At 69.1% G+C, this 19,160-nt stretch carries 21 protein-coding genes; 11 read left to right on the top strand and 10 right to left on the bottom strand.

Annotated features, from left to right (window positions below; genetic code table 11):
- The first annotated feature begins 250 nt into the window (after nt 1-250).
- Nucleotides 251-2,188 (top strand): alpha/beta hydrolase, encoded by a 1,938-nt coding sequence (locus A5680_RS01865; protein WP_067815473.1) that lies wholly within the window; start codon nt 251-253, stop codon nt 2,186-2,188.
- A gap of 62 nt (nt 2,189-2,250) precedes the next feature.
- Nucleotides 2,251-2,463: a hypothetical protein gene (locus A5680_RS01860; protein ID WP_055403591.1), complete on the top strand. Its 213-nt coding sequence runs from the start codon at nt 2,251-2,253 to the stop codon at nt 2,461-2,463.
- A 15-nt stretch (nt 2,464-2,478) separates the two neighbouring features.
- On the opposite strand, the gene A5680_RS24965 is transcribed toward A5680_RS01860, so the two are convergent.
- Nucleotides 2,479-2,814 (bottom strand): DUF732 domain-containing protein, encoded by a 336-nt coding sequence (locus A5680_RS24965; RefSeq protein ID WP_082970230.1) that lies wholly within the window; start codon nt 2,812-2,814, stop codon nt 2,479-2,481.
- A gap of 330 nt (nt 2,815-3,144) precedes the next feature.
- On the opposite strand from A5680_RS24965, the gene A5680_RS01850 reads away from it, so the two are divergent.
- Nucleotides 3,145-4,065, top strand: coding sequence for a cation diffusion facilitator family transporter (locus A5680_RS01850; protein WP_055403590.1), 921 nt, complete (start codon nt 3,145-3,147; stop codon nt 4,063-4,065).
- 6 nt (nt 4,066-4,071) lie between these two features.
- On the opposite strand, the gene A5680_RS01845 is transcribed toward A5680_RS01850, so the two are convergent.
- The 4 genes from A5680_RS01845 to A5680_RS01830 form a co-directional block, all read right to left on the bottom strand.
- Nucleotides 4,072-4,416: a DUF732 domain-containing protein gene (locus tag A5680_RS01845; protein ID WP_055403589.1), complete on the bottom strand. Its 345-nt coding sequence runs from the start codon at nt 4,414-4,416 to the stop codon at nt 4,072-4,074.
- A 73-nt stretch (nt 4,417-4,489) separates the two neighbouring features.
- The gene (locus tag A5680_RS01840) at nt 4,490-5,998 is read right to left on the bottom strand and encodes a sodium:alanine symporter family protein (protein ID WP_067815470.1); all 1,509 of its coding nucleotides are present in this window, start codon (nt 5,996-5,998) and stop codon (nt 4,490-4,492) included.
- 140 nt (nt 5,999-6,138) lie between these two features.
- Complete coding sequence (locus A5680_RS01835) at nt 6,139-6,456, bottom strand: DUF732 domain-containing protein (RefSeq protein WP_067815466.1); 318 nt, start codon at nt 6,454-6,456, stop codon at nt 6,139-6,141.
- Between the two features lie 55 nt (nt 6,457-6,511).
- Entirely contained in the window at nt 6,512-6,844 is a 333-nt protein-coding gene (locus A5680_RS01830; RefSeq protein WP_055403587.1) for a DUF732 domain-containing protein, read from the bottom strand.
- A 111-nt stretch (nt 6,845-6,955) separates the two neighbouring features.
- Between A5680_RS01830 and A5680_RS01825 the strand changes: the two genes are divergently transcribed.
- The 3 genes from A5680_RS01825 (at nt 6,956) to A5680_RS01815 (ending at nt 8,822) form a co-directional block, all read left to right on the top strand.
- Complete coding sequence (locus A5680_RS01825; protein ID WP_067815463.1) at nt 6,956-7,702, top strand: Clp protease N-terminal domain-containing protein; 747 nt, start codon at nt 6,956-6,958, stop codon at nt 7,700-7,702.
- Nucleotides 7,703-7,788: 86 nt separating this feature from the next.
- A complete protein-coding gene (locus tag A5680_RS01820) occupies nt 7,789-8,322 on the top strand; it encodes a hypothetical protein (protein ID WP_067815459.1) in 534 nt (177 codons plus the stop codon).
- Complete coding sequence (locus A5680_RS01815) at nt 8,310-8,822, top strand: GNAT family N-acetyltransferase (protein WP_067815456.1); 513 nt, start codon at nt 8,310-8,312, stop codon at nt 8,820-8,822. The genes A5680_RS01820 and A5680_RS01815 overlap by 13 nt, the downstream gene beginning before the upstream one ends.
- Here the strand turns inward: A5680_RS01815 and zapE are convergent.
- A complete protein-coding gene (gene zapE, locus A5680_RS01810; RefSeq protein ID WP_156669698.1) occupies nt 8,809-9,891 on the bottom strand; it encodes a cell division protein ZapE in 1,083 nt (360 codons plus the stop codon). The genes A5680_RS01815 and zapE overlap by 14 nt on opposite strands.
- On the opposite strand from zapE, the gene A5680_RS01805 reads away from it, so the two are divergent.
- The 5 genes from A5680_RS01805 (at nt 9,890) to A5680_RS01785 (ending at nt 15,044) form a co-directional block, all read left to right on the top strand.
- A complete protein-coding gene (locus A5680_RS01805; RefSeq protein ID WP_067815450.1) occupies nt 9,890-10,645 on the top strand; it encodes a pyrimidine reductase family protein in 756 nt (251 codons plus the stop codon). The two genes, zapE and A5680_RS01805, sit on opposite strands and share 2 nt — an antisense overlap.
- Before the next feature lie 120 nt (nt 10,646-10,765).
- Complete coding sequence (locus A5680_RS01800) at nt 10,766-12,325, top strand: alpha/beta hydrolase (protein WP_067815516.1); 1,560 nt, start codon at nt 10,766-10,768, stop codon at nt 12,323-12,325.
- A gap of 4 nt (nt 12,326-12,329) precedes the next feature.
- Complete coding sequence (gene aftC / locus A5680_RS01795; protein ID WP_067815447.1) at nt 12,330-13,634, top strand: arabinofuranan 3-O-arabinosyltransferase; 1,305 nt, start codon at nt 12,330-12,332, stop codon at nt 13,632-13,634.
- Nucleotides 13,635-13,639: 5 nt separating this feature from the next.
- Complete coding sequence (msrB, locus tag A5680_RS01790; RefSeq protein WP_156349486.1) at nt 13,640-14,044, top strand: peptide-methionine (R)-S-oxide reductase MsrB; 405 nt, start codon at nt 13,640-13,642, stop codon at nt 14,042-14,044.
- Between the two features lie 115 nt (nt 14,045-14,159).
- On the top strand, nt 14,160-15,044 hold the full coding sequence (locus A5680_RS01785) for a DUF559 domain-containing protein (RefSeq protein ID WP_067815444.1): 885 nt from the start codon (nt 14,160-14,162) through the stop codon (nt 15,042-15,044).
- 54 nt (nt 15,045-15,098) lie between these two features.
- Here A5680_RS01785 and A5680_RS01780 read toward each other — a convergent pair whose 3' ends face one another.
- The 4 genes from A5680_RS01780 to hemE form a co-directional block, all read right to left on the bottom strand.
- Nucleotides 15,099-15,848, bottom strand: coding sequence for a class I SAM-dependent methyltransferase (locus A5680_RS01780; protein WP_067815440.1), 750 nt, complete (start codon nt 15,846-15,848; stop codon nt 15,099-15,101).
- Between the two features lie 155 nt (nt 15,849-16,003).
- Complete coding sequence (hemQ, locus tag A5680_RS01775; RefSeq protein WP_055401607.1) at nt 16,004-16,699, bottom strand: hydrogen peroxide-dependent heme synthase; 696 nt, start codon at nt 16,697-16,699, stop codon at nt 16,004-16,006.
- A 5-nt stretch (nt 16,700-16,704) separates the two neighbouring features.
- Nucleotides 16,705-18,060 carry a protoporphyrinogen oxidase gene (locus A5680_RS01770; RefSeq protein WP_067815437.1) on the bottom strand — a complete coding sequence of 452 codons (1,356 nt, stop codon included), beginning with the start codon at nt 18,058-18,060 and terminating at the stop codon, nt 16,705-16,707.
- The gene (gene hemE, locus A5680_RS01765) at nt 18,057-19,106 is read right to left on the bottom strand and encodes a uroporphyrinogen decarboxylase (RefSeq protein WP_067815434.1); all 1,050 of its coding nucleotides are present in this window, start codon (nt 19,104-19,106) and stop codon (nt 18,057-18,059) included. Before hemE ends, A5680_RS01770 begins: the two co-directional genes overlap by 4 nt.
- Between the last annotated feature and the right edge of the window lie 54 nt (nt 19,107-19,160).

Below are 19,160 nucleotides of genomic sequence, written 5' to 3'. Positions count from 1 at the left end.
GTCCATCTCGAAAGGCGGGTTGACGCCGAGGTCGCAGCCCAACATCCTGCCGAACATGCGCCCCGGGTCCCCGCGCGTTCACGGTTCAAAATTCTAGTCGTCCCGCCGTGTCAAAGACCTTGAAAATTCCTGCCAATCGGCGCACGAAGGCCTGTCCCCAACCCGGCCTCGGGTGACGGCGCAACGCGGCGGCGCCGAGTAAGTTCGCCGGCATGAGTGGCCGCGACGCCGCGAAACCGCTGGCGGGGCGATGCAGCTGCGGTGCGTGAGCATCGCGGCGCTGGTCGCCGAAGCCGGCGGTGATCCCTGGGCGATCAACCAGAGCCTGCAGGCCGGTAGCCCGCGCCAGATTTCAAATCTCGCGGAGGCTTTTCGTCGGGCGGCCCGCTGCACCCGCGAGGCGAATGCCGCCTTCGAACAAGCGCGCAAGCGGTTCGACGCGGCCTGGGACCACCCGAACGGCGATCATCCGATCAATGACTCCACCGAAGTGCGGCGGGTGACCAGATCCCTCGGCGCCCAGTCGCTGCGATTACCCAGGATCGCGGTCGACCTGGAGAACATCGCCGCCACCTTGGCCGAGGCGCAGAAGACGGCAACCGGCGAGATGGCCACCCTGGACGCCCGGCTGCACCACCTCGACGACGTGATCGGGCGGGCCATCGAAATGGAGAAAACCGCCCACCTCGGCGCGGCCGACAACGACGCCCTCGACGCGCTCATCCGCGCCTGCGAAGACGACGCTGTCAGCGACACCACTGCCGCGCTTACTTCGCTGCGGTCGCTGCGCGCCGGCTACACGGCCACGTTGCGGGACGCGGTGAACAACTTGGGAGCGGACGGATCCGAACCGGAGCCCTTGCCGAAAGGCGGTGCGTTCGACCAAGTCCCGCCACCGGGCACCGACGCCGCGGACGTGCATCGCTGGTGGACGTCACTGACGCCCGAGCGGCGGCAGTGGTTGATCGACGAAACCCCGGACCGCATCGGCAATCTCAACGGTGTGCCGGTCCCCGCACGCAGTAACGCCAACATCGCCGCGATGACCCGGGACCTCGACCGGGTGCGCGACATCGCCGCCCGCGCCGGAACGTCCGTCGCCGATGTGATGCGTGATCCGGCGCGATACGGGCTATCGGCCACCGACGTCACCCGCTATCGGAACGCCAACGAGACCAAACAAGGCCTCGACCACGACGCGGTCGACGAACCCAACCCGACTTATCTGTTCGCCTACGACCCGTTGGCGTTCGGCGGCAAGGGGCGCGCCGCAATCGCAATCGGCAATCCGGACACCGCGCGCAATACCGCCGTGATCGTGCCGGGCACCGGCAGCAGCGTGCGGGGCGGCTGGCTGCGCGACGCGCACGACGACGCCATCAACCTGTTCGCTCAGGCCAACGCCGCCGACCCGGGCAAACCGACCGCGGTGATCGCGTGGATGGGCTACGACACCCCCGACGACTTCTCCGACGTCGAGCGCATCTCCACGCCCAAACTCGCCCGGGCGGGCGGCGCGGCGCTCGCGCGAGATGTCAACGGGCTGTGGACCACTCACCTCGGCACCGGGCAGCACGTCACCGTGCTAGGTCACTCCTACGGTGCGACGACGGTGGCCGATGCCTTCGCCCTGCACGGCATGCACGCCAATGACGCTGTGCTGCTTGGTTGTCCGGGCACCGACGCGGCCAACAGCGCCAGGGATTTTCACCTAAATGGCGGCCATGTGTTCGTCGGGGACGCCTCGACCGACCCGGTCGGGATGCTCGGGCAACTCGACGGGCTGAGCAACCATTTCTTCGGCGGAGACATCGTCGGTCAGGTTGCGGGCAGCGACCCGGGGTTGGGCGCCGACCCCGCCACCGACGGCTTTGGATCGGTGCGCTTTCGCGCCGAGGTGCCCGGCTCGGACGGCATCGACCCCCTCGACCATTCGCACTACTACCACCCGGGCAGCGAGGCGCTGCACGCCATGGCCGACATCGTCTCCGGCCACGGCGAGGCGTTGGAGGCCGACGGGCTGACGGCGGGACATCGCCGCCAGTTGGGCGGCCTCCAGCTTCGGATTCCGGGGCTGGCCCCGATCACCGTCGGCCCGCACACGCCGGCGATCCTCGACCCGGAGTGGGCCCGGCCGCGCGGTTCTGTCACCGACAACCATTTTTTCGATGCCCAGCACCATCATTGATCACCGGTCATCTAATTCGTCTGCAGCGCAATGATTTTCGTCGGGCGGGTAGAGTCGCGGGCATGAATTTGGTCGAGTGGCTACAAACCCCGCGTCACCTGCGGACGCGGCTGATGATGGACAGGCGTCCGATACGGAACCTGCAAATGGAGACGGTGTTTCTCGAAATCTCCCACCGCGAGGCGATGCTGCGGTTCCCGGTGATGTTCATGGTGCTCCCGAGGCGGTCTCGCCCGGCGGGCGAGGACACCCCCCGCCGCGGCCAGGCCAACTGACCGCGGAAACTTCGGTCAGCTCTGGGTGGCTTTGCTGACGTACTGCGGGCAGTACGACTGCGTCGCGGCGCCGATGAAGTAGCCGGAATTGTGGTCGGACAATGAGAGCGCGCTCTTTACATCGGACAAGGTCTGCGCCAAAGTCGCGCCATTGGCCCAGTCCTGGCAAACTCCATGCCCGGCGTTGACGATCGTTTGGTTCGACAGGCCGGAAAGGGTGATGCCCTGCTGTACGAGCGCCTGCAGGAAAACGTCGTCCGTCGAGTCCGCGCTCGCAACCGGGATCGCGACGGCCGCCGCGCTCGCCACGGCCGCAGCAACGGCGCCGGTCAGCAGTGTCAATTTCTTCATCGGTGTCTCCTCAGTCGGCTGCGGGTCCGAAGACCGAATCGTGACTGTCTATCAATGCGCTAATCAATAACGCTGAGGCAACTTTCGCACAACTGACGCTTCGGCGCTCGGCAATCGAGCAAACTCGAATCCGGACCCACCGGGGCGCTCGGCGCCTTGGTTCAATTAACGGAGATGCAATTTAAACGGGTGCCATTGTTTGGGTGAAGCGGCGCGGCATTCAACGGAGAGGGGCCGGACGCGGGCGCGGCGTTGCGGGCGATGGCCCGAGCGCTGGGCGCGCGCGTAATCGGCTTGGGCGCCGGCGCCCGACGGGGGCATGCTTGCGGTATGCACATCGTCAAAGGCGTCCGTGACCCCGCGGCAAGTTTTCCTCTGGACACCGGCACCGATGACGCGGCCGAGCGCCGGCAGGCCAACCGGGCCGTGGCCGTCAGCGCCGTCGGACTGGCGCTGACCGGGCTCGTCGAACTGGCCATCGCGCTGCTCTCCGGTTCGGTGGCGTTGCTCGGCGACGCGCTGCACAACCTGTCCGACGTCTCCACCAGCGTCCTGGTGTTCGTCGGGTTCCGGGCGTCGCGCAAAGTTCCCACCGAACGGTATCCCTACGGCTACGAACGCGCCGAAGACCTCGCCGGAATCGGTGTGGCACTGGTGATTTGGGGCAGCGCCGCCGTCGCCGCCTTCGAAAGCGTCAACAAGCTGCTCCGGCACGGCGGCACCGGGTACGTGGGCTGGGGCATCGCCGCCGCGCTCGTGGGGATCGCGGGCAACCAACTGGTGGCCCGCTACAAGTTGGTGGTGGGCAGGCGGATTCGCTCGGCGACCATGGTGGCCGACGCCAAACATTCGTGGCTGGACGCGTTGTCGTCGGCGGGGGCGATGCTGGGCCTGATCGGTGTGGCGCTCGGCTGGGGCTGGGCGGACGCGGTCGCCGGGATCGTCGTCACCGGTTTCATCTGCCACGTCGGCTGGGAGGTGACCTCCGACATCGCGCACCGGCTACTCGACGGAGTCGACCCCGAGATCATCACGACCGCCGAGGCCGTCGCGGCCACGGTGCCGGGCGTCACGCACGCGCACGCCAGGGCCCGATGGACCGGCCGGACATTGCGCGTGGAGGTGGAAGGATTTCTCGATCCTCAGACTCCCCTGGCCGCGGCCGACCGAATCGGTCGCCTCGTCGCCGAAGCCCTGGCGCCGCGGATACCCGACATGCACAACTTCACCTGGACCGCGAGGGCCGCCTGAGCGAGGTCAGTTCCCGGGTTGCCCGTCCGGCTTCGGGCCGCGGTCCTCGCCGGTCACGTACTTCGGGCAGTAATGCGCCGCCGCCAGGTAGGTGAACTTGGCCGCGCTGGCTCCCTGAAAAGCGGGGTTCTGATTGCGCAGCTGCGTCACGATTTCCGCGGACGACTGGCCGTCGTCGAGCAGGTCGCACACCGACTTTGCGATGGTGATCGCGTTGCCCCCGTCTTGATAGGTGAGGCCGGCGTCCCGCAGGTCGGTGAGGAAATCCTGATCGTTGTTGACGTCGGCATGCGCGGGGACGGCCAGGCCGATCGCCGCGGCGACGCTCGCCGAAACCAGTAGAAATCGCATAACGCAGCGATTGTCGCAGACCCGTTGGCGAATGGCACCTTGGTGGGCGAACGGCGGGTGAACTCTCGCCGGGTTACGCCGCCGGCGCCCGGGAGGGCCGCAGCGCCGGCCGGTGCAGGGTCAAGGACTCGGGCAGCGCGCCGACCTGCCGGCGCCCCGCGCGTTCCCAGATGTCGCCGTCGAGAACGCCGGGCAGGCCGGCCTCGCTGGCGATGAAAACCGGCATCCCGCCTTGCACGAACTGCCGGTGGTAATCCTTGAGCGCCGCGAACGCCCACTTGCCGAGCAGGCAGATGGTGAGCAGGTTCGCGATGGCCATCACCGCCATCGTCAAATCGGCAAGCGCCCACACCAGCGTCAGCTTGGCCAGGGCCCCGAAGACGATGGACAGCAGCGTGACCACCTTCAGCACGTTGGCCGCCAGGCGCCGGCCACCCAGGTAGAACAAGTTGGCCTCGGCCACCACGTAATTGCTCAGCACCGAGGCGAACGCGAAGACGAACACCACCGCGGTCATCAACACCGTGGTCCACGAGCCGAGGTCGGCCGCGACCGCTGACTCCGTCAGGCTCGCCCCGGCGACCGCCCCCAAGCGGGCCGGGTTGTAAGTCTCGGGACCCGACAGCAGCACGATGAATGCCGTCGCCGTGCAGATCACCATCGTGTCGACGAACACGGCGAGCGACTGAATCAGCCCCTGCTCCACCGGATGTGCCACGGTCGCGGCGCCCGCGATGTTGGGCGAGCTGCCCATCCCGGCCTCGCAGGCGAACAGGCCCCGCTTGACGCCGGTGACCATCGCGGCCAGCACGCCGCCCGCGAAACCCCCTGCCATTTGGCGGATTCCGAACGCCCCGCCGATGATCTCCTTGATCACCGTCGGCAGCTCGGTGATGTTGACGGCCACGATGCCCAGCGCCAGCAGCGTGTACACCAGCGCCACCACCGGAAGCACCGAGCCGGCGAATTGGGCGACCCGTCGAACGCCGCCGAACAGCACGGGTGCGGCGAGCACGGCCAAAACGAGGGTGGTCCAACCGACCCCGATGCCGTGCGACGACTTCAACACCCCGCTGATCGCGTTGGTCTCCACCATGTTGAAAGCGGTGGAGAACGTGATCACCAGCAGCATGGCGAACACGACACCGCCTGCGCGCGAACGCAACCCGCGTTCGATGTAGAACGCGGGGCCGCCGCGGAAGGCGCCGTCGTCCGAGCGGACCTTGAAGATCTGGGCCAGGGTCGCCTCGATCACCGCGGTGGCCATACCCACCGCCGCAACCACCCACATCCAGAAGATCGCACCGGGCCCGCCGACGGTCAGGGCGATGGCGACGCCCGCGATGTTGCCGGTGCCCACCCGCGACGCGAGCCCGACGCAGAACGCCTGGAACGACGAGATTCCGCCATCCTGGCGGTGCGCCCTACCGAGTTGGCGAACCATCCGCCCGAAGTAGCGGACCTGAATGCAGCGGGTGCGGACCGTGAAATAGATGCCGCCACCGATCAGCAAATAGATCAGGACGTGCGTATTGAGGATGTTGCTCAGGGGTTCGACGAGCTGCTGCTGAAGGAAGTCCAAACCCCTGCTTCCTTTCGACTGCGGCCGCTGTCCGTCGCCGAAATGGTATGGGTGAATTGTTGATTACACGTTTCGTTCACCAACGGTTAGTGCGCGCTTATGTTAAAAGCGCGTCACAATCTCCCCGTCGTGCCCGGCCGCTAGGAGGCGGTGCTGGGCGGCGAAAGGGCTTGGGGGCAATACGAGTTGGCGGCGATGGCGGCGAACCGGGTGGCGTCGTCGCCCTGCAGCCCACGATTGAGCATCTGGAGCATCCGGACGACGTCCGTCAGGTTCGCGCCCTCGCTCACCAGCTTGCACACGGACTTGCCCGAGGTGATGGCCTGCTCGGGATCCGAATAGGCCAGGCCGGCGGCGCGCACCGTGCCGAGGAAGGTGTCGTCGCTGCTATCGGCGTGCGCGGGAGCGGCCAGGCCGATGGCGGCGGCGAGGGCGAGCGAAATCAGAAATGGCCTCACGGCTCACCGATCGTTCCAGAGCCGCGGCCGATCCGCATCTCGAGGAGCGAGGCGATCAGGAACTGGCGGTCGCGGTCGTCGTGGTGGTCGACGAGATCGCGTCAGGGCAGTACGCGCTGGCCGCGATCGCGGTGAACTTCTCCGCCTTCTCCTCGGTCAGCGCGGCCGCCTTGGACGTCATCGCCTTCGCGATGTCGGGCATCGCCGTACCGCCGCTGGCCGCCGAGCAGACGTAGTGGGCCGCCTGGATGACCTGCCCCGGATCGTTATAGGTGAAGCCGGCCTGGTCCAGGGACGCGAGGAAGGCGCCGTCGGTGTCGTCGGCGTGCGCGGGCGCGGCCAGAGCGATTACGGCCGCAATGCCAGAAATTGTCAGAACGAGCCTCATAACTTCGAAATCGTTGCAGAAGGCCCGACAAATATGCGTCTGGCGAAACAATTATTAACAATCGTCAACCTCCGGTTGACTATGTGCGGTCGTCAACCTACCGTTGACGCCATGTCCGACCCGACGCGCATCGCCTACCCCGTCCGCCTCGACGAGCTGATCAGCGCCATCAAGTCGGTGCACACCGACGCGCTGGATCAATTGGCCGACGCCGTGCTGGCCGCCGACGACCTGGGCGAGGTCGCCGACCATCTGATCGGGCACTTCGTCGATCAGGCGCGCCGGTCCGGGGCGTCGTGGACCGACATCGGCAAGAGCATGGGCGTCACCAAACAGGCCGCGCAGAAGCGATTCGTGCCGCGCGCCGAGCCCGCCACGCTGGACCCGGAACAGGGCTTCGGCCGCTTCACCCCGCGGGCGCGCGGCGCGGTGGTGGCGGCCCAGAACGCCGCGCACGAGGCCGGCAACGACGAGATCACCCCCGACCACCTGCTGCTCGGTGTGCTCGGCGATCCCGCCGCCCTGGCCACGGTGCTGCTCCGCCGGCAAGACATCGACACCGAGGCGCTGCGCGCAGCCGTGCAGCTACCCCCGCCCGGCGCCGAGACCCCCGCCCTCATCCCATTCAGCGGCCCAGCCCGCAAGGCGCTCGAGCTCACCTTTCGCGAGGCACTTCGGTTGGGGCACAACTACATTGGGACCGAGCATCTGCTGCTGGCGCTGCTCGAGCTGGAGGACGCCTCGTCCGGCGAAGGACCGCTGCGACGCCTCGGTGTGGACAAGCGCCGGGTCGAGGCCGACCTGATCACGGCGCTCGAGTCGCTCGGCGGCGGCACCGCCGCCCGCGCGGACGGCTGAGCGGGCGTGATCGACCCCTCCCCCACCCCTCACCGCGTGTGCGATCATTCGAAGATCCCCTTCCAGGGCGCCTAGGAGGCGAAGACATGGCGAAGACGCACCGCTGGCTGGTCGTTCTGTCGGCGTTCCTCGTCGCCGCGGCGAGCAGCACCGCCGTCGCCGCGCTCCCCGCGCCCCGCGCGTGGGCCGGCGACGCCCCGATCGGCCACATCGGTGACACGCTGCGGGTGGACACCGGCACCTACGTCGCCGACGTCACCGTCACCGGCGTCTCGCCGTGCGACCCGCCGCCGGGGTTCGGCTACACGCGCGAAGGCACCTTCAGGGGCTTCCCCGGCAGCAGCGTTGAGCGCGCCGACGTCGTCGTCCGCGCGGTCCGGGTGCCCAATCCGTTCATCATGGCGACCAACTTCAGCTTCGACGGCGTGACCCCGTTCGCCGACGCCTACAAGCCGCGGGCCTCCGACGCGCCCGACGCGCTGGACAACGTGCTCACCAACGCGCCGAACGGCGCGATCGTGCGCGGCGAAGTCTATTGGGACGCCTACCGCGATCCCGTCTCCACCGTGGTTCTGCTGGACAAGAAGACGGGCTACCACCTCGCGCAGTGGAACCTCTGACCCGCGCCGTACGCGTAGTCACGTCGAATTCGGTTGACGTTCAAGAACTTGCCGATGTCGCCGCGCGCACCTTCCCGCTGGCGTGCCCGCCCTCGATGGCGCCCGGGAACATCGCGGCGTTCGTGGCGGCCAACCTGTCGGCCGCCCGCTTCGCCGAATACCTGGCCGACCCGCATCGCGCGATCCTGACGGCCGAGGTCGGCGGGCGAATCATTGGCTACGCCATGCTGATTCGCGACGGCGACGACACCGCCGAGCTGTCCAAGATCTACCTCGCACCCGAGCACCACGGCACCGGGGCGGCGACGGCGCTGATGGACCTCGCGCTGGCCACCGCTGGCGAATGGGGCGTGACCCGCGTGTGGCTGGGGGTCAACCAGGGAAACGAACGCGCCCAACGCTTCTACGCCAAGAGCGGCTTCGCGGTCAGCGGCACCAGGACCTTTCGGGTCGGCGCCGCCCGCGAAAACGATTTCGTCATGAGCCTCACGCTTGGGTGACCGTCAGCGCCAGCAGCCGAGACATGGCCCGCAGGTACTTCTTTCGGTAGCCACCGGCCAGCATCTCGTCGCTGAATACGGTGTCCAGCTTGTCGCCCGAGGCGATCACCGGGATGCCGGCGTCATACAGCCGATCGGTCAGCGCCACCAGCCGCAGCGCGACGTTCTGGTCGTCGATGCCGTGCACGCCGGTCAAGAACACCGCGGTGACGCCCTCGATGAGGGTCAGATACCGCGACGGGTGCATGGTGGCCAGGTGCGCGCACAGCGCGTCGAAGTCGTCGAGGGTCGCCCCGTCGACCCGGGCGGCGCGCGCGGCCACCTCGTCGTCCGACAGCGGCTGCGGCGCCGGCGGCAGGCCACGATGGCGGTAGTCGGGTCCCTCGATCCGCACGGTGGTGAAAATGCTTGCCAGCGTGTTGATCTCGCGCAGAAAATCCTGGGCGGCGAACCGGCCCTCGCCGAGCTGCTCGGGCAGCGTGTTGGAGGTGGCGGCCACCGACACCCCCCGCTCGACCAGCGACGAGAGCAGCCGCGAGATCAGCGTGGTGTTGCCTGGGTCGTCCAGCTCGAACTCGTCGATACACACCGCGGTGTAGCCGGCCAACAGGTCGATGCATTCGACGAAACCGAACACCCCGGCCAGCTGCGTGAGTTCGCCAAAGGTCGCGAACGCCTTGGGAGTTGACGACTCCGGGCCGTCACCGGGCAGCTGGTAATACGCCGATGCCAGCAGGTGCGTCTTGCCCACGCCGAACCCGCCGTCGAGATACAACCCGACGCCGGGCAACACCGCGCGCCGGCCCAACAACTTTCGCCGGCCCGCGCGGCGTTGCACGGCCTGGTGGCAGAACTGCTGGCACGCCACCACGGCCGCGGCCTGGGTCGGCTCGGCCGGGTCGGGCTCATACGTCGCGAAGCTCACATCGGCGAAGGTTGGGGGCGGCCGTAATTGAGCGATCAGCCGCTCCGGCGAGACCGTCGGGTGCCGATCCACCAGACGAGCCACTCGCCCGGAAGGGGACCCGTGCATGCCAGAACTGTAGCGACGTGCTGCAATCAACCTCATGCCCCTGCCCGAGACGCCGCTGTCGCTGCTCGGCTCGGTCCGCGAACTCACCGACGGTGAACTCCCCCGGCTCTACGACTATCCCGACGGGACCTGGGTGCGGGCCAACTTCATCACCAGCGTGGACGGCGGGGCCACCTCCGGCGGCAGCAGCGGGACGATGGGCGGTCCCGGCGACCGGTTTGTCTTCAACCTGCTGCGCGAACTCGCCGACGTCATCGTCGTCGGCGCGGGCACCGTGCGCGTCGAGGGCTATTCCGGCGCGCAGCTGAGCGTCGCCCAGCGCCAGCAGCGGCAGGCGCGCGGGCAAAGCGAGATTCCGCAACTGGCGATCGTCACCAAATCGGGGCACCTCGACCGCGAGATGGCGGTGTTCACCCGCACCGAGGTGCCGCCGCTGGTGCTCACCTGCGCGGCGGCGGCGGCCCCGGCGCGCCAGATGCTCGGCGACCTGTGCGAGGTGATCGACTGCTCCGGCGACGATCCCGGCGAGGTCGACGAGGCCGCCATGCTGGAGATCCTCGGCGCGCGCGGGATGCGCCGCATCCTGACCGAGGGCGGCCCGATGCTGCTCGACTCGTTGATCCAGCGCGACCTGCTCGACGAGCTCTGCCTGACCATCGCGCCCTACATCGTCGGCGGCCTGGCCCGGCGCATCGCGACCGGCCCCAGCCAGCTGCTCACCCGGATGCGCTGCGCCCACGTTTTGACCGACGACGCCGGTTACCTCTACACCCGTTACGTCAAGGCCTAGCTTTTGCGGCGACCCGCAGCGCCCGGCGTTGCCGCGCTTGCGATCGCCGCTGGCTTTTGCGGCGACCCGCAGCGCCCGGCGTTGCCGCGCTTGCGATCGCCGCTAGCTACTGTGGTCGGCATGAGTCGGCAGATCGCGTTCGCGACGCTCTTGGTCGCGGCGACCACCGTGGTCGCCGGCTGCGTCCCGGGCCTGGCCGCCGACCCGCGCTTCGCCACCAACTCCGGCGCGCGACCCCAGGGGGCGAGCACCGCCAAGCCGCCGCCCAGCGGCCCGCCCCCGATCGCGGCCCCGAAGAACGACCTGCCCTGGCACGACTGCACCTCGCGGGTGTTCGGCGACGCCGCGGTCCCGCCCGCCGCCGGGGTCCAGCTGGACTGCGCGAACTACGACGCGGAGCTGGACCCGGTCAACGGCGGGACCGGCACGGTGAGCGTCGGCGTGGTCCGCGCCCGCACGAACCAGACCCCGCGCGACGCGGGCCCGCTGGTCTTCACCACCGGCACCGATCTGCCGTCGTCGGCGCAGCTGCCGGTCTGGCTGTCGCGGGGCGGCGCCGACGTGCTGCAGAGCCACCCGATCGTCGCCGTCGACCGTCGCGGCATGGGCATGTCGAACCCCATCGACTGCCGCGACACCTCCGACCGCCAGATCATGCGCGACCAGGCGCAGTTCCAGACCGGCGACGACCCCGTCGCCAACCTCTCCGACGTCGCGAACACCGCCACCACTAGCTGCACCGACGCCATCGCGCCCGGAGCGTCCGCCTACGACAACGCGCACGCCGCCTCCGACATCGAGCGGCTGCGCACGCTGTGGGACGTGCCCGCGGTCGCCCTGGTCGGGATCGGCAACGGCGCCCAGGTGGCGCTGGCCTACGCGGCGGCGCGCCCCGACAAGGTCGCCCGGCTGATCCTCGACTCGCCAGTTGCGTTGGGTATCAACGCCGAAGCCGCCGCCGAGCAACAGGTCAAGGGCCAGCAGGCCGCGCTCGACGCCTTCGCCGCCCAGTGCGTCGCGGTGAACTGCGCGCTGGGCCCCGACCCCAAGGGCGCCGTCAGCGCGTTGCTGGCCGACGCCCGCGCCGGCAAGGGGCCGGGCGGCGCCTCGGTGGCCGAGGTGGCCAACGCCATCACCGTCGCACTGGGCTTCCCGTCCGGCGGCCGCGTCGGCGCCACCACGAACCTGGCCAACGCGCTGTCGGCCGCCCGCTCCGGCGACACCAACGCCCTGACCAACCTGATCAACCACGCCAACATGACCGCGGACTCCGACGGCCAGTTCGTCAATACGTGCAGCGACGCCGTTAACCGCCCCACCCCCGACCGGGTGCGGGAACTCGTGGTGGCGTGGGCCAAGCTCTACCCCCAGTTCGGCACCGTCGCGGCGCTCAACTTGGTCAAGTGCGTGCACTGGCCCACCGTGTCGCCGCCCGCGCCGCCGAAATCCTTGAAGGTCGACGTCCTGTTGCTCGGCGTGCAGAACGACCCGATCGTCGGCACCGAGGGGGTCGCCGCGACGGCGGCCACAGTCATCAACGCCAACGCGGCCAGCAAGCGGGTGATGTGGCAGGGCATCGGCCACGGCGCCAGCATCTACTCGAGCTGCGCGGTGTCCCCGCTGATCGGCTACGTCAACAGCGGCAAGCTGCCCGGAACCGACACGTACTGTCCCGCCTGATACTTTGCGCTTCGTGACGGCAGCTGACTCGACCCGAACCGGCCTGCGCGATCGGACCCTGGCCGCCTTTCGTCCCCGCAGCGGCCCGCCCAGCACCGCGACGATATTGCGCTCGGCGCTGTGGCCGGTGGCCATCATGTCAGTGCTGCACCGCAGCATCATCTTGACGCTCAACGGCAACATCACCGACGACTTCAAGCCGGTCTACCGCGCGGTGCTGAACTTCCGGCACGGCTGGGACATCTACAACGAGCACTTCGACTACGTCGACCCGCACTACCTGTACCCGCCCGGCGGGACGCTGCTGATGGCGCCGTTCGGGTATCTGTCCTTCTCGCCGTCGCGCTATCTGTTCATCCTGATCAACACCGTGGCCATCCTGCTCGCCTGGTATCTGCTGCTGCGGCTGTTCAAGTTCACGCTGTCGTCGGTGGCCGCGCCGGCGCTGCTGCTGGCCATGTTCTGCACCGAAAGCGTGACCAGCACGCTGGTGTTCACCAACATCAACGGCTGCGTGCTGCTGGCCGAGGTGCTGTTCCTGCGCTGGCTGCTCGACGGGAATGTGAACCACCAGTGGTGGGCGGGCGTGGCCATCGGACTCACGCTGACGCTCAAACCGGTGCTCGGCCCGCTGCTGTTGCTGCCGCTGCTGAACCGCCAGTGGCGGACGCTGGTGCCCGCGTTCGTCGTCCCGGTCGTCATCAATGCGGTGGCGTGGCCGCTGGTGAGCGACCCGATGGACTTCGTCACCAAGACGCTCCCCTACATCGGCGGCGTCCGCGACTATTTCAACAGTTCGATCGAGGGCAACGGCGTGTACTTCGGCCTACCCACGTGGCTGATCGTGTTCCTGCGGATCCTGTTCACGCTCCTGGCGATCGTCGCGCTGTGGCTGCTGTACCGCTACTACCGCACCCGCGACCCGCTGTTCTGGTTCACCAATTCGTCGGGCGTGCTGCTGCTGTGGTCGTGGCTGGCGCTGCCGCTGGCCCAGGGCTACTACTCGATGATGCTGTTCCCGTTCCTGATGACCGTCGTGCTGCGCAATTCGCTGATCCGCAATTGGCCGGCGTGGCTGGGAATCTACGGCTTCATGGCGCTGGACGACTGGCTGATCTACCGGTACATGAGGTACGGCCGGGCGCTGCACTACCTGAAGATCACCTACGGCTGGTCGCTGCTGCTGATCGTGGCGTTCACCGTGCTGTACTTCCGGTACCTGGACGCCAAGGCCGAGAACCGGCTGAAGGAGGGCATCGATCCTTCTTGGCTATCGGCTAAGTCCGATCGCGCTACCGTGGAGGCATGACTGAGATCGCCCCGCCGAAGCTGCAACTCTCCGACGACGAGTGGCGCAAGAAGCTGAGCCCGGAAGAGTTTCACGTGCTGCGCCGCGCCGGCACCGAGCGGCCGTTCACCGGTGAGTACACCGACACCAAAACCCAAGGCGTCTACCAATGCCGGGCGTGCGGCGCCGAATTGTTCCGCAGCACAGAGAAATTCGAGTCCCACTGCGGGTGGCCGTCGTTCTTCGACCCGGCGAACTCCGACGCGGTGATCCTGCGGCCCGACCACTCGATGGGGACGACGCGCACCGAGGTGCTGTGCGCGAACTGCCACAGCCACCTGGGCCACGTGTTCGCCGGCGAGGGGTACCCGACCCCCACCGATCAGCGCTACTGCATCAACTCCATCTCGCTGCGCCTGGTGCCGGCGTAGCGGTCTTCGCGGGCCGGCCGCCGCGACACTGAAACGACGCACGCGACACGCCGGAAAGCGCCGCCGTAGTTTCAGTTTCGCGGAGCCCCGGGGGCCGTCGTGGCGTCTTCCAGGTGTGGATGACGTGTTTGTCGGCAGCGAGGCCTTGCAGCAGGGGACCATCAGTCGGCACCTGCTGCGAGCCCAGTTCCGTGCCATCCATCCCGACGTCTACCTGCCGGCCTACGCGGTGCCCTCGCTGTACACGCGGTCGGTCGCCGCGTGGTTGTGGTCAGGTCGGCGCGGCGTGCTCGCCGGGCTGACCGCGGCGGCGCTGCACGGTTCCCGGTGGATTGACGACGACGAGCCGATCGAGCTGATCTGGCGCAATACTCGTCCCCCGGCCGGCGTGCTCACGCGCAATCAGCGCGTCGAGCAGGACGAGGTAACCCGCGCCAAGGGCTTGCCGGTGACCTCGTCCGCGAGGACGGCCTTCGACTTGGCCAGGCGACTGCCCACCGGCGAGGCGGTCATGCGACTCGACGCGTTGATGCGGGCAAAACCGTTCTCGAGCGAGGACGTAATGATGCTCGCTGAGCGGTACGCGCGGGCACGCGGCTTACGGAAACTGCGGACGGCGCTCCCCCTGGTCGATCCGGGCGCCGCCTCACCCAAGGAAACCTGGCTGCGCCTGCTGCTGATCGACGCCGGCCTTCCGACCCCCACCACGCAGATCCCAGTGCAGCGGAACTGGCGGTTGCTTGCCGTTCTCGATATGGGCTGGGAGAGATACAAAGTGGCCGTCGAGTACGACGGCGACCACCATCGCGCCGACCGCCGGCAGTACGCCCGCGACCAGCATCGGCTCCGCACTCTTGACGAACTTGGCTGGGTCGTCATCCGGGTGATCGCCGAGGACAAGCCCGAAGACGTCATACGCCGGGTCCGCGGCGCGCTTCTCCGTCGCGGCTACCGCGACACTGAAACGACGCACACGACACGCCGTAAAGCGGCGCCGTAGTTTCAGTCTCGCGAAATGACCGGCCGCGAAAAGCGGCCCGAAGGCCCGGCGAACTCAGTCCAGCCGGGTGGCGTGCACTTCCCAGAACGGGGCGTGCACCCGGCCGCCCTCCAGCCACGGCTCCATCGCCCGGAATCGCTTCAGCAGCTCCTGCGCCTGATCGGCCATGTCCGGGTTGCGCGCCGCCATCATCTCGATCTGCTCGGCGCTGATGTTCACCAGATAGGTCGTCGTCCCCAGGTAGCTGATCTCCCAGCCGCCCTGGGGCAGCACGTCGCGAAAGTCGTTCTCCGACAAGGACCGCATCATCTTGAAGCCGTTGACGTCGTGCTGCCCGAACTCGAACATGTACAGCCGCGCGCCCGGCTTGCTGGCCCGGTGCAACGCCTGGGCGTAGGAGCGGGCGAGCTCGGGTTCGGTGCTGAAGGTGTGGTAGAACGCGCAGTCGACGACGGTGTCGAAGCGGCCGTCGAAACCGTCGAGCTTGGTCGCGTCGGCCACCTCGAAGTTCACCGATACCCCGGCCTTGCGCGCGTTCTCCCGCGCCCGTTCGATCGCGGCCGCCGACCCGTCGATGCCGGTCGCCGAATAACCCTTGGACGCGTAGTAGATAGCGTGGTGGCCCGGTCCGGTTCCCGGGTCGAGCACCTCGCCCTTGATCGCGCCCAGCGCGACGAGCCGCTGCACCACCGGCTGCGGGCCGCCGATGTCCCACGGCGTGGCAGCGGGCAACCCGTGCGACGTCCGCTCGTCGCGGTACATCTCCTCGAAACGGGCGGGGTCGGTGACGTCGGGCTGAGTCATATCGCGCCGCTCCTCCTCATCGCTTCGCTCTGCATCGTCACCGGCGCAGTCATATGGCGCCGCTCCTCCTCATCGCTTCGCTCTGCATCGTCACCGGCGCAGTCATATCGCGCCGCTCCTCCTCATCGCTTCGCTCTGCATCGTCACCGGCGCAGTCATGGCAGGGCGTTCACCAACTGCTCGACGGACACGCGCGGTCCGGTGAAGAACGGCGTCTCCTCCCGGGTGTGTCTGCGGGCGTCGGTGGCGCGCAGCTCGCGCATGAGGTCGACGATGCGGTGCAGTTCGGGGGCCTCGAACGCCAGGATCCATTCGTAGTCGCCGAGCGCGAACGCCGGCACCGTGTTCGCGCGCACGTCCTTGTATTCCCGGGCCGCCATGCCGTGTTCGGCGAGCATGCGGCGCCGCTCCTCGTCGGGCAGCAGGTACCACTCGTAGGACCTCACGAACGGATACACGCAGATGTAGTTGCCGGGCTCCTCCCCGGCCAAAAACGCCGGGATGTGGCTCTTGTTGAACTCGGCCGGCCGGTGCAGTGCGACGCTGCTCCACACCGGCGAGCAGGCCCGCCCCAGCGCGGTGGTGCGCCGGAAATCGGCGTAGGTGGCCTGCAGCGCCTCGACGGTTTCGGCGTGGGTCCAGATCATGAAATCGGCGTCGGCCCGCAGCCCCGCCACGTCGTAGAGGCCGCGCACCACCACCCCGCGCTCCTCCTGCTGCTTGAGGAACCGCGACGCTTCGTCGATCACGGCGTCGCGCTGTTCCCCGAGCTCGCCCGGGCGCACGGAGAACACCGAGAACATCAGGTAGCGGATCGTCGCGTTGAGGGTGTCGAAGTCGAGCTTGGCCATGGAACCTATCGTGCCACTTTCACTTCGAGGGCCTCGATCGCGCGCGTGGCCGCCCCGATGCACGCCGGCACCCCGATGCCGTCGAGGTAGCTGCCGGCCACCGCAAGCGTCGGGGGCAGGCCCGCACGTATCTGGGCGACCAGCTGCGCGTGGCCCGGCCCGTACTGCGGCATGGCCCGGATCCAGCGCTGCACGCGGGCGTCGACCGGGTCGACGGCCAACCCGAAGACGGCGGCCAGGTCGTCCAGCGCCCAGGCCAGCAGCTCGTCGTCCGACGCCGTCTCGGCCAGGCCGTCACCGCACCGCCCGAACGACAACCGCAGCAGCTGGTTCTCCCCGCGCGCACCCCACTTGCGCGACGAGAGGGTAATCGCCTTGGCGCGCAACGGTTCTCCGGTCGCGACCAGCACACCGGAACACTCCGGAAAGGGTGTGTCGCCCGGCACCGCGAGCGCGACCACCACCGACGACGCGCTGACGATCCGGCCGGCGGCCGCGGCGCCGGCCGGGGCGATGTCGGCGATCAGGCGCGCCACCCGCGGGGCGGGCACCGCGAGGACCACCGCGTCGGCGTGCCGGCGGGCGCCGCTGTCGTCCAGCACCGCCCACCCCGCCCCGTCGGGTTCCAGCCCCTGCACGGCGGCGGGAATCCAGTCGGGCCGGGCCCGCTCGACCAGCGCGTCGAGCAGCACGCGGTAGCCGCCGTCCAGCGCCCCGAACACCGGCGCGCCGGTGGCCGGCGGCAGCGCCCTCCGGACCGCGTCGGTCAGGCTGGTCGCGCCGCGGTCCAGGGCGGCGGCGACGCCGGGGGCCGCCGCGCGCAGGCCGATGGTGGCCGCCGAGCCCGCGTAGACGCCGCTCAGCAGCGGGTCCACCGACCGGGTGACGACCTGCTCGCCGAACCGCTCGCCCACCAGGTCGGCGGTGGCGGGGTCGCTTCCGGGTTGCCACGCCAACGCCCGGCCGGGCTCGGCCTCGATGCGCGCGACGGTCGCCTCATCGACCAATCCCGCGACCGAGCCGGCCGCCGACGGGATGCCGATGACCGTGCCGGTGGGCAGCGGGTGCAACTCCTGCCGGCTGTAGATCAGCGGCCGCGCGCCGGTGGACACCAGTTGGCGCCCCGCGAGGCCCAGCTCGGCCAGCAGCGCCGGCATCTCGGGCCGGCGCAGCACGAACGCCTCGGCGCCCAGGTCCATCGTCTGCCCGCCGACCCGCTCGGTGCGCAGGATCCCGCCCAGCCGGTCGCCGGGATCGAACAGCGTGATGGGCGCGTCGTCGCCCACCGCCGCGCGCAGCCGGTACGCCGCCGTCAGCCCCGAAATACCGCCCCCCACAACGCAATACGAGGCGGCGGTCATAGGGAGTGAACCAGCGACACCAGATCGGTCAGCACCCCGGGGTCGGTGTCGGGCAGCACGCCGTGGCCGAGGTTGAAGACGTGGCCGCGCGCCCCCGCGTCGACGGCGCGGCGTCCGTCGTCGACGACGGCCCGGGCGGCGCGTTCGACGGCCGGCCAGCCCGCCATCAGCACCACCGGGTCGAGGTTGCCCTGCAGCGCCGTGCCGGGCGCGACGCGCGTCGCCGCGTCGGCCAGGGAGGTCCGCCAATCCACCCCCACCACCGTCGCGCCGACCGTCGACATGGCCCCGAGCAGTTCGGCGGTGCCCACCCCGAAGTGCGTCATCGGCACGCCGTGCTCGGCCAGCGCCCCGAAAACGCGGGCGCTGTGCGGCTGCACGTAGGCGCGGTAGTCGGCGAGCGACAGGGCGCCCGCCCACGAGTCGAACACCTGGATAGCGTCCACCCCGGCGTCCAGCTGCGCCCGCAGGAAGCCGACGGTGATGTCGGTCAGCTTTTCCAGCAGCGCGTGCCAGCTGCCCGGGTCGGCGAGCATCATCGCCTTGGTGCGGGCGTGGTGACGGCTCGGGCCGCCCTCGATCAGGTACGACGCCAGGGTGAACGGCGCACCCGCGAACCCGATCAGCGGGACGCCACCGAGGGCGGCCACCAACAGCGTGACCGCGTCGGCCACCGGTTGAATGCGTTGCCGGTCAAGGGGTTTCATCGCGTCGACATCGGCGGCGGTGCGCACCGGCGACGCGATCACCGGCCCGACGCCCGCGACGATGTCCAGGTCGACGCCCGCGCCGAGCAGCGGCACCACGATGTCGGAGAACAGGATCGCCGCGTCGACGTCGTGCCGGCGCACCGGCTGCAGGGTGATCTCGCAGACCAACTCGGCGTCGAAACAGGCCGACAGCATGTCGGTCTGGGCCCGCAGCGCCCGGTATTCGGGCAGCGAACGACCCGCCTGCCGCATGAACCAGACCGGGAGCCGGCCGGGTTTGCGACCGGTGACGGCGGCCAGGTAAGGCGACTCGGGAAGGTCGCGGCGAGTAGTCATTGCGTTCAATGCTGCCACGGCGGCGGCCCCCTCCCCGCGCTGCGTACTATCACG

Origin of the sequence: Mycobacterium sp. E2989 (genome assembly GCF_001667595.1) — a bacterium.
In the GTDB taxonomy this organism is placed as follows: domain Bacteria; phylum Actinomycetota; class Actinomycetes; order Mycobacteriales; family Mycobacteriaceae; genus Mycobacterium.
The sequence above is the reverse complement of the archived record's forward strand: the minus strand, read 5'-3'. Positions and strand labels throughout refer to the sequence as shown.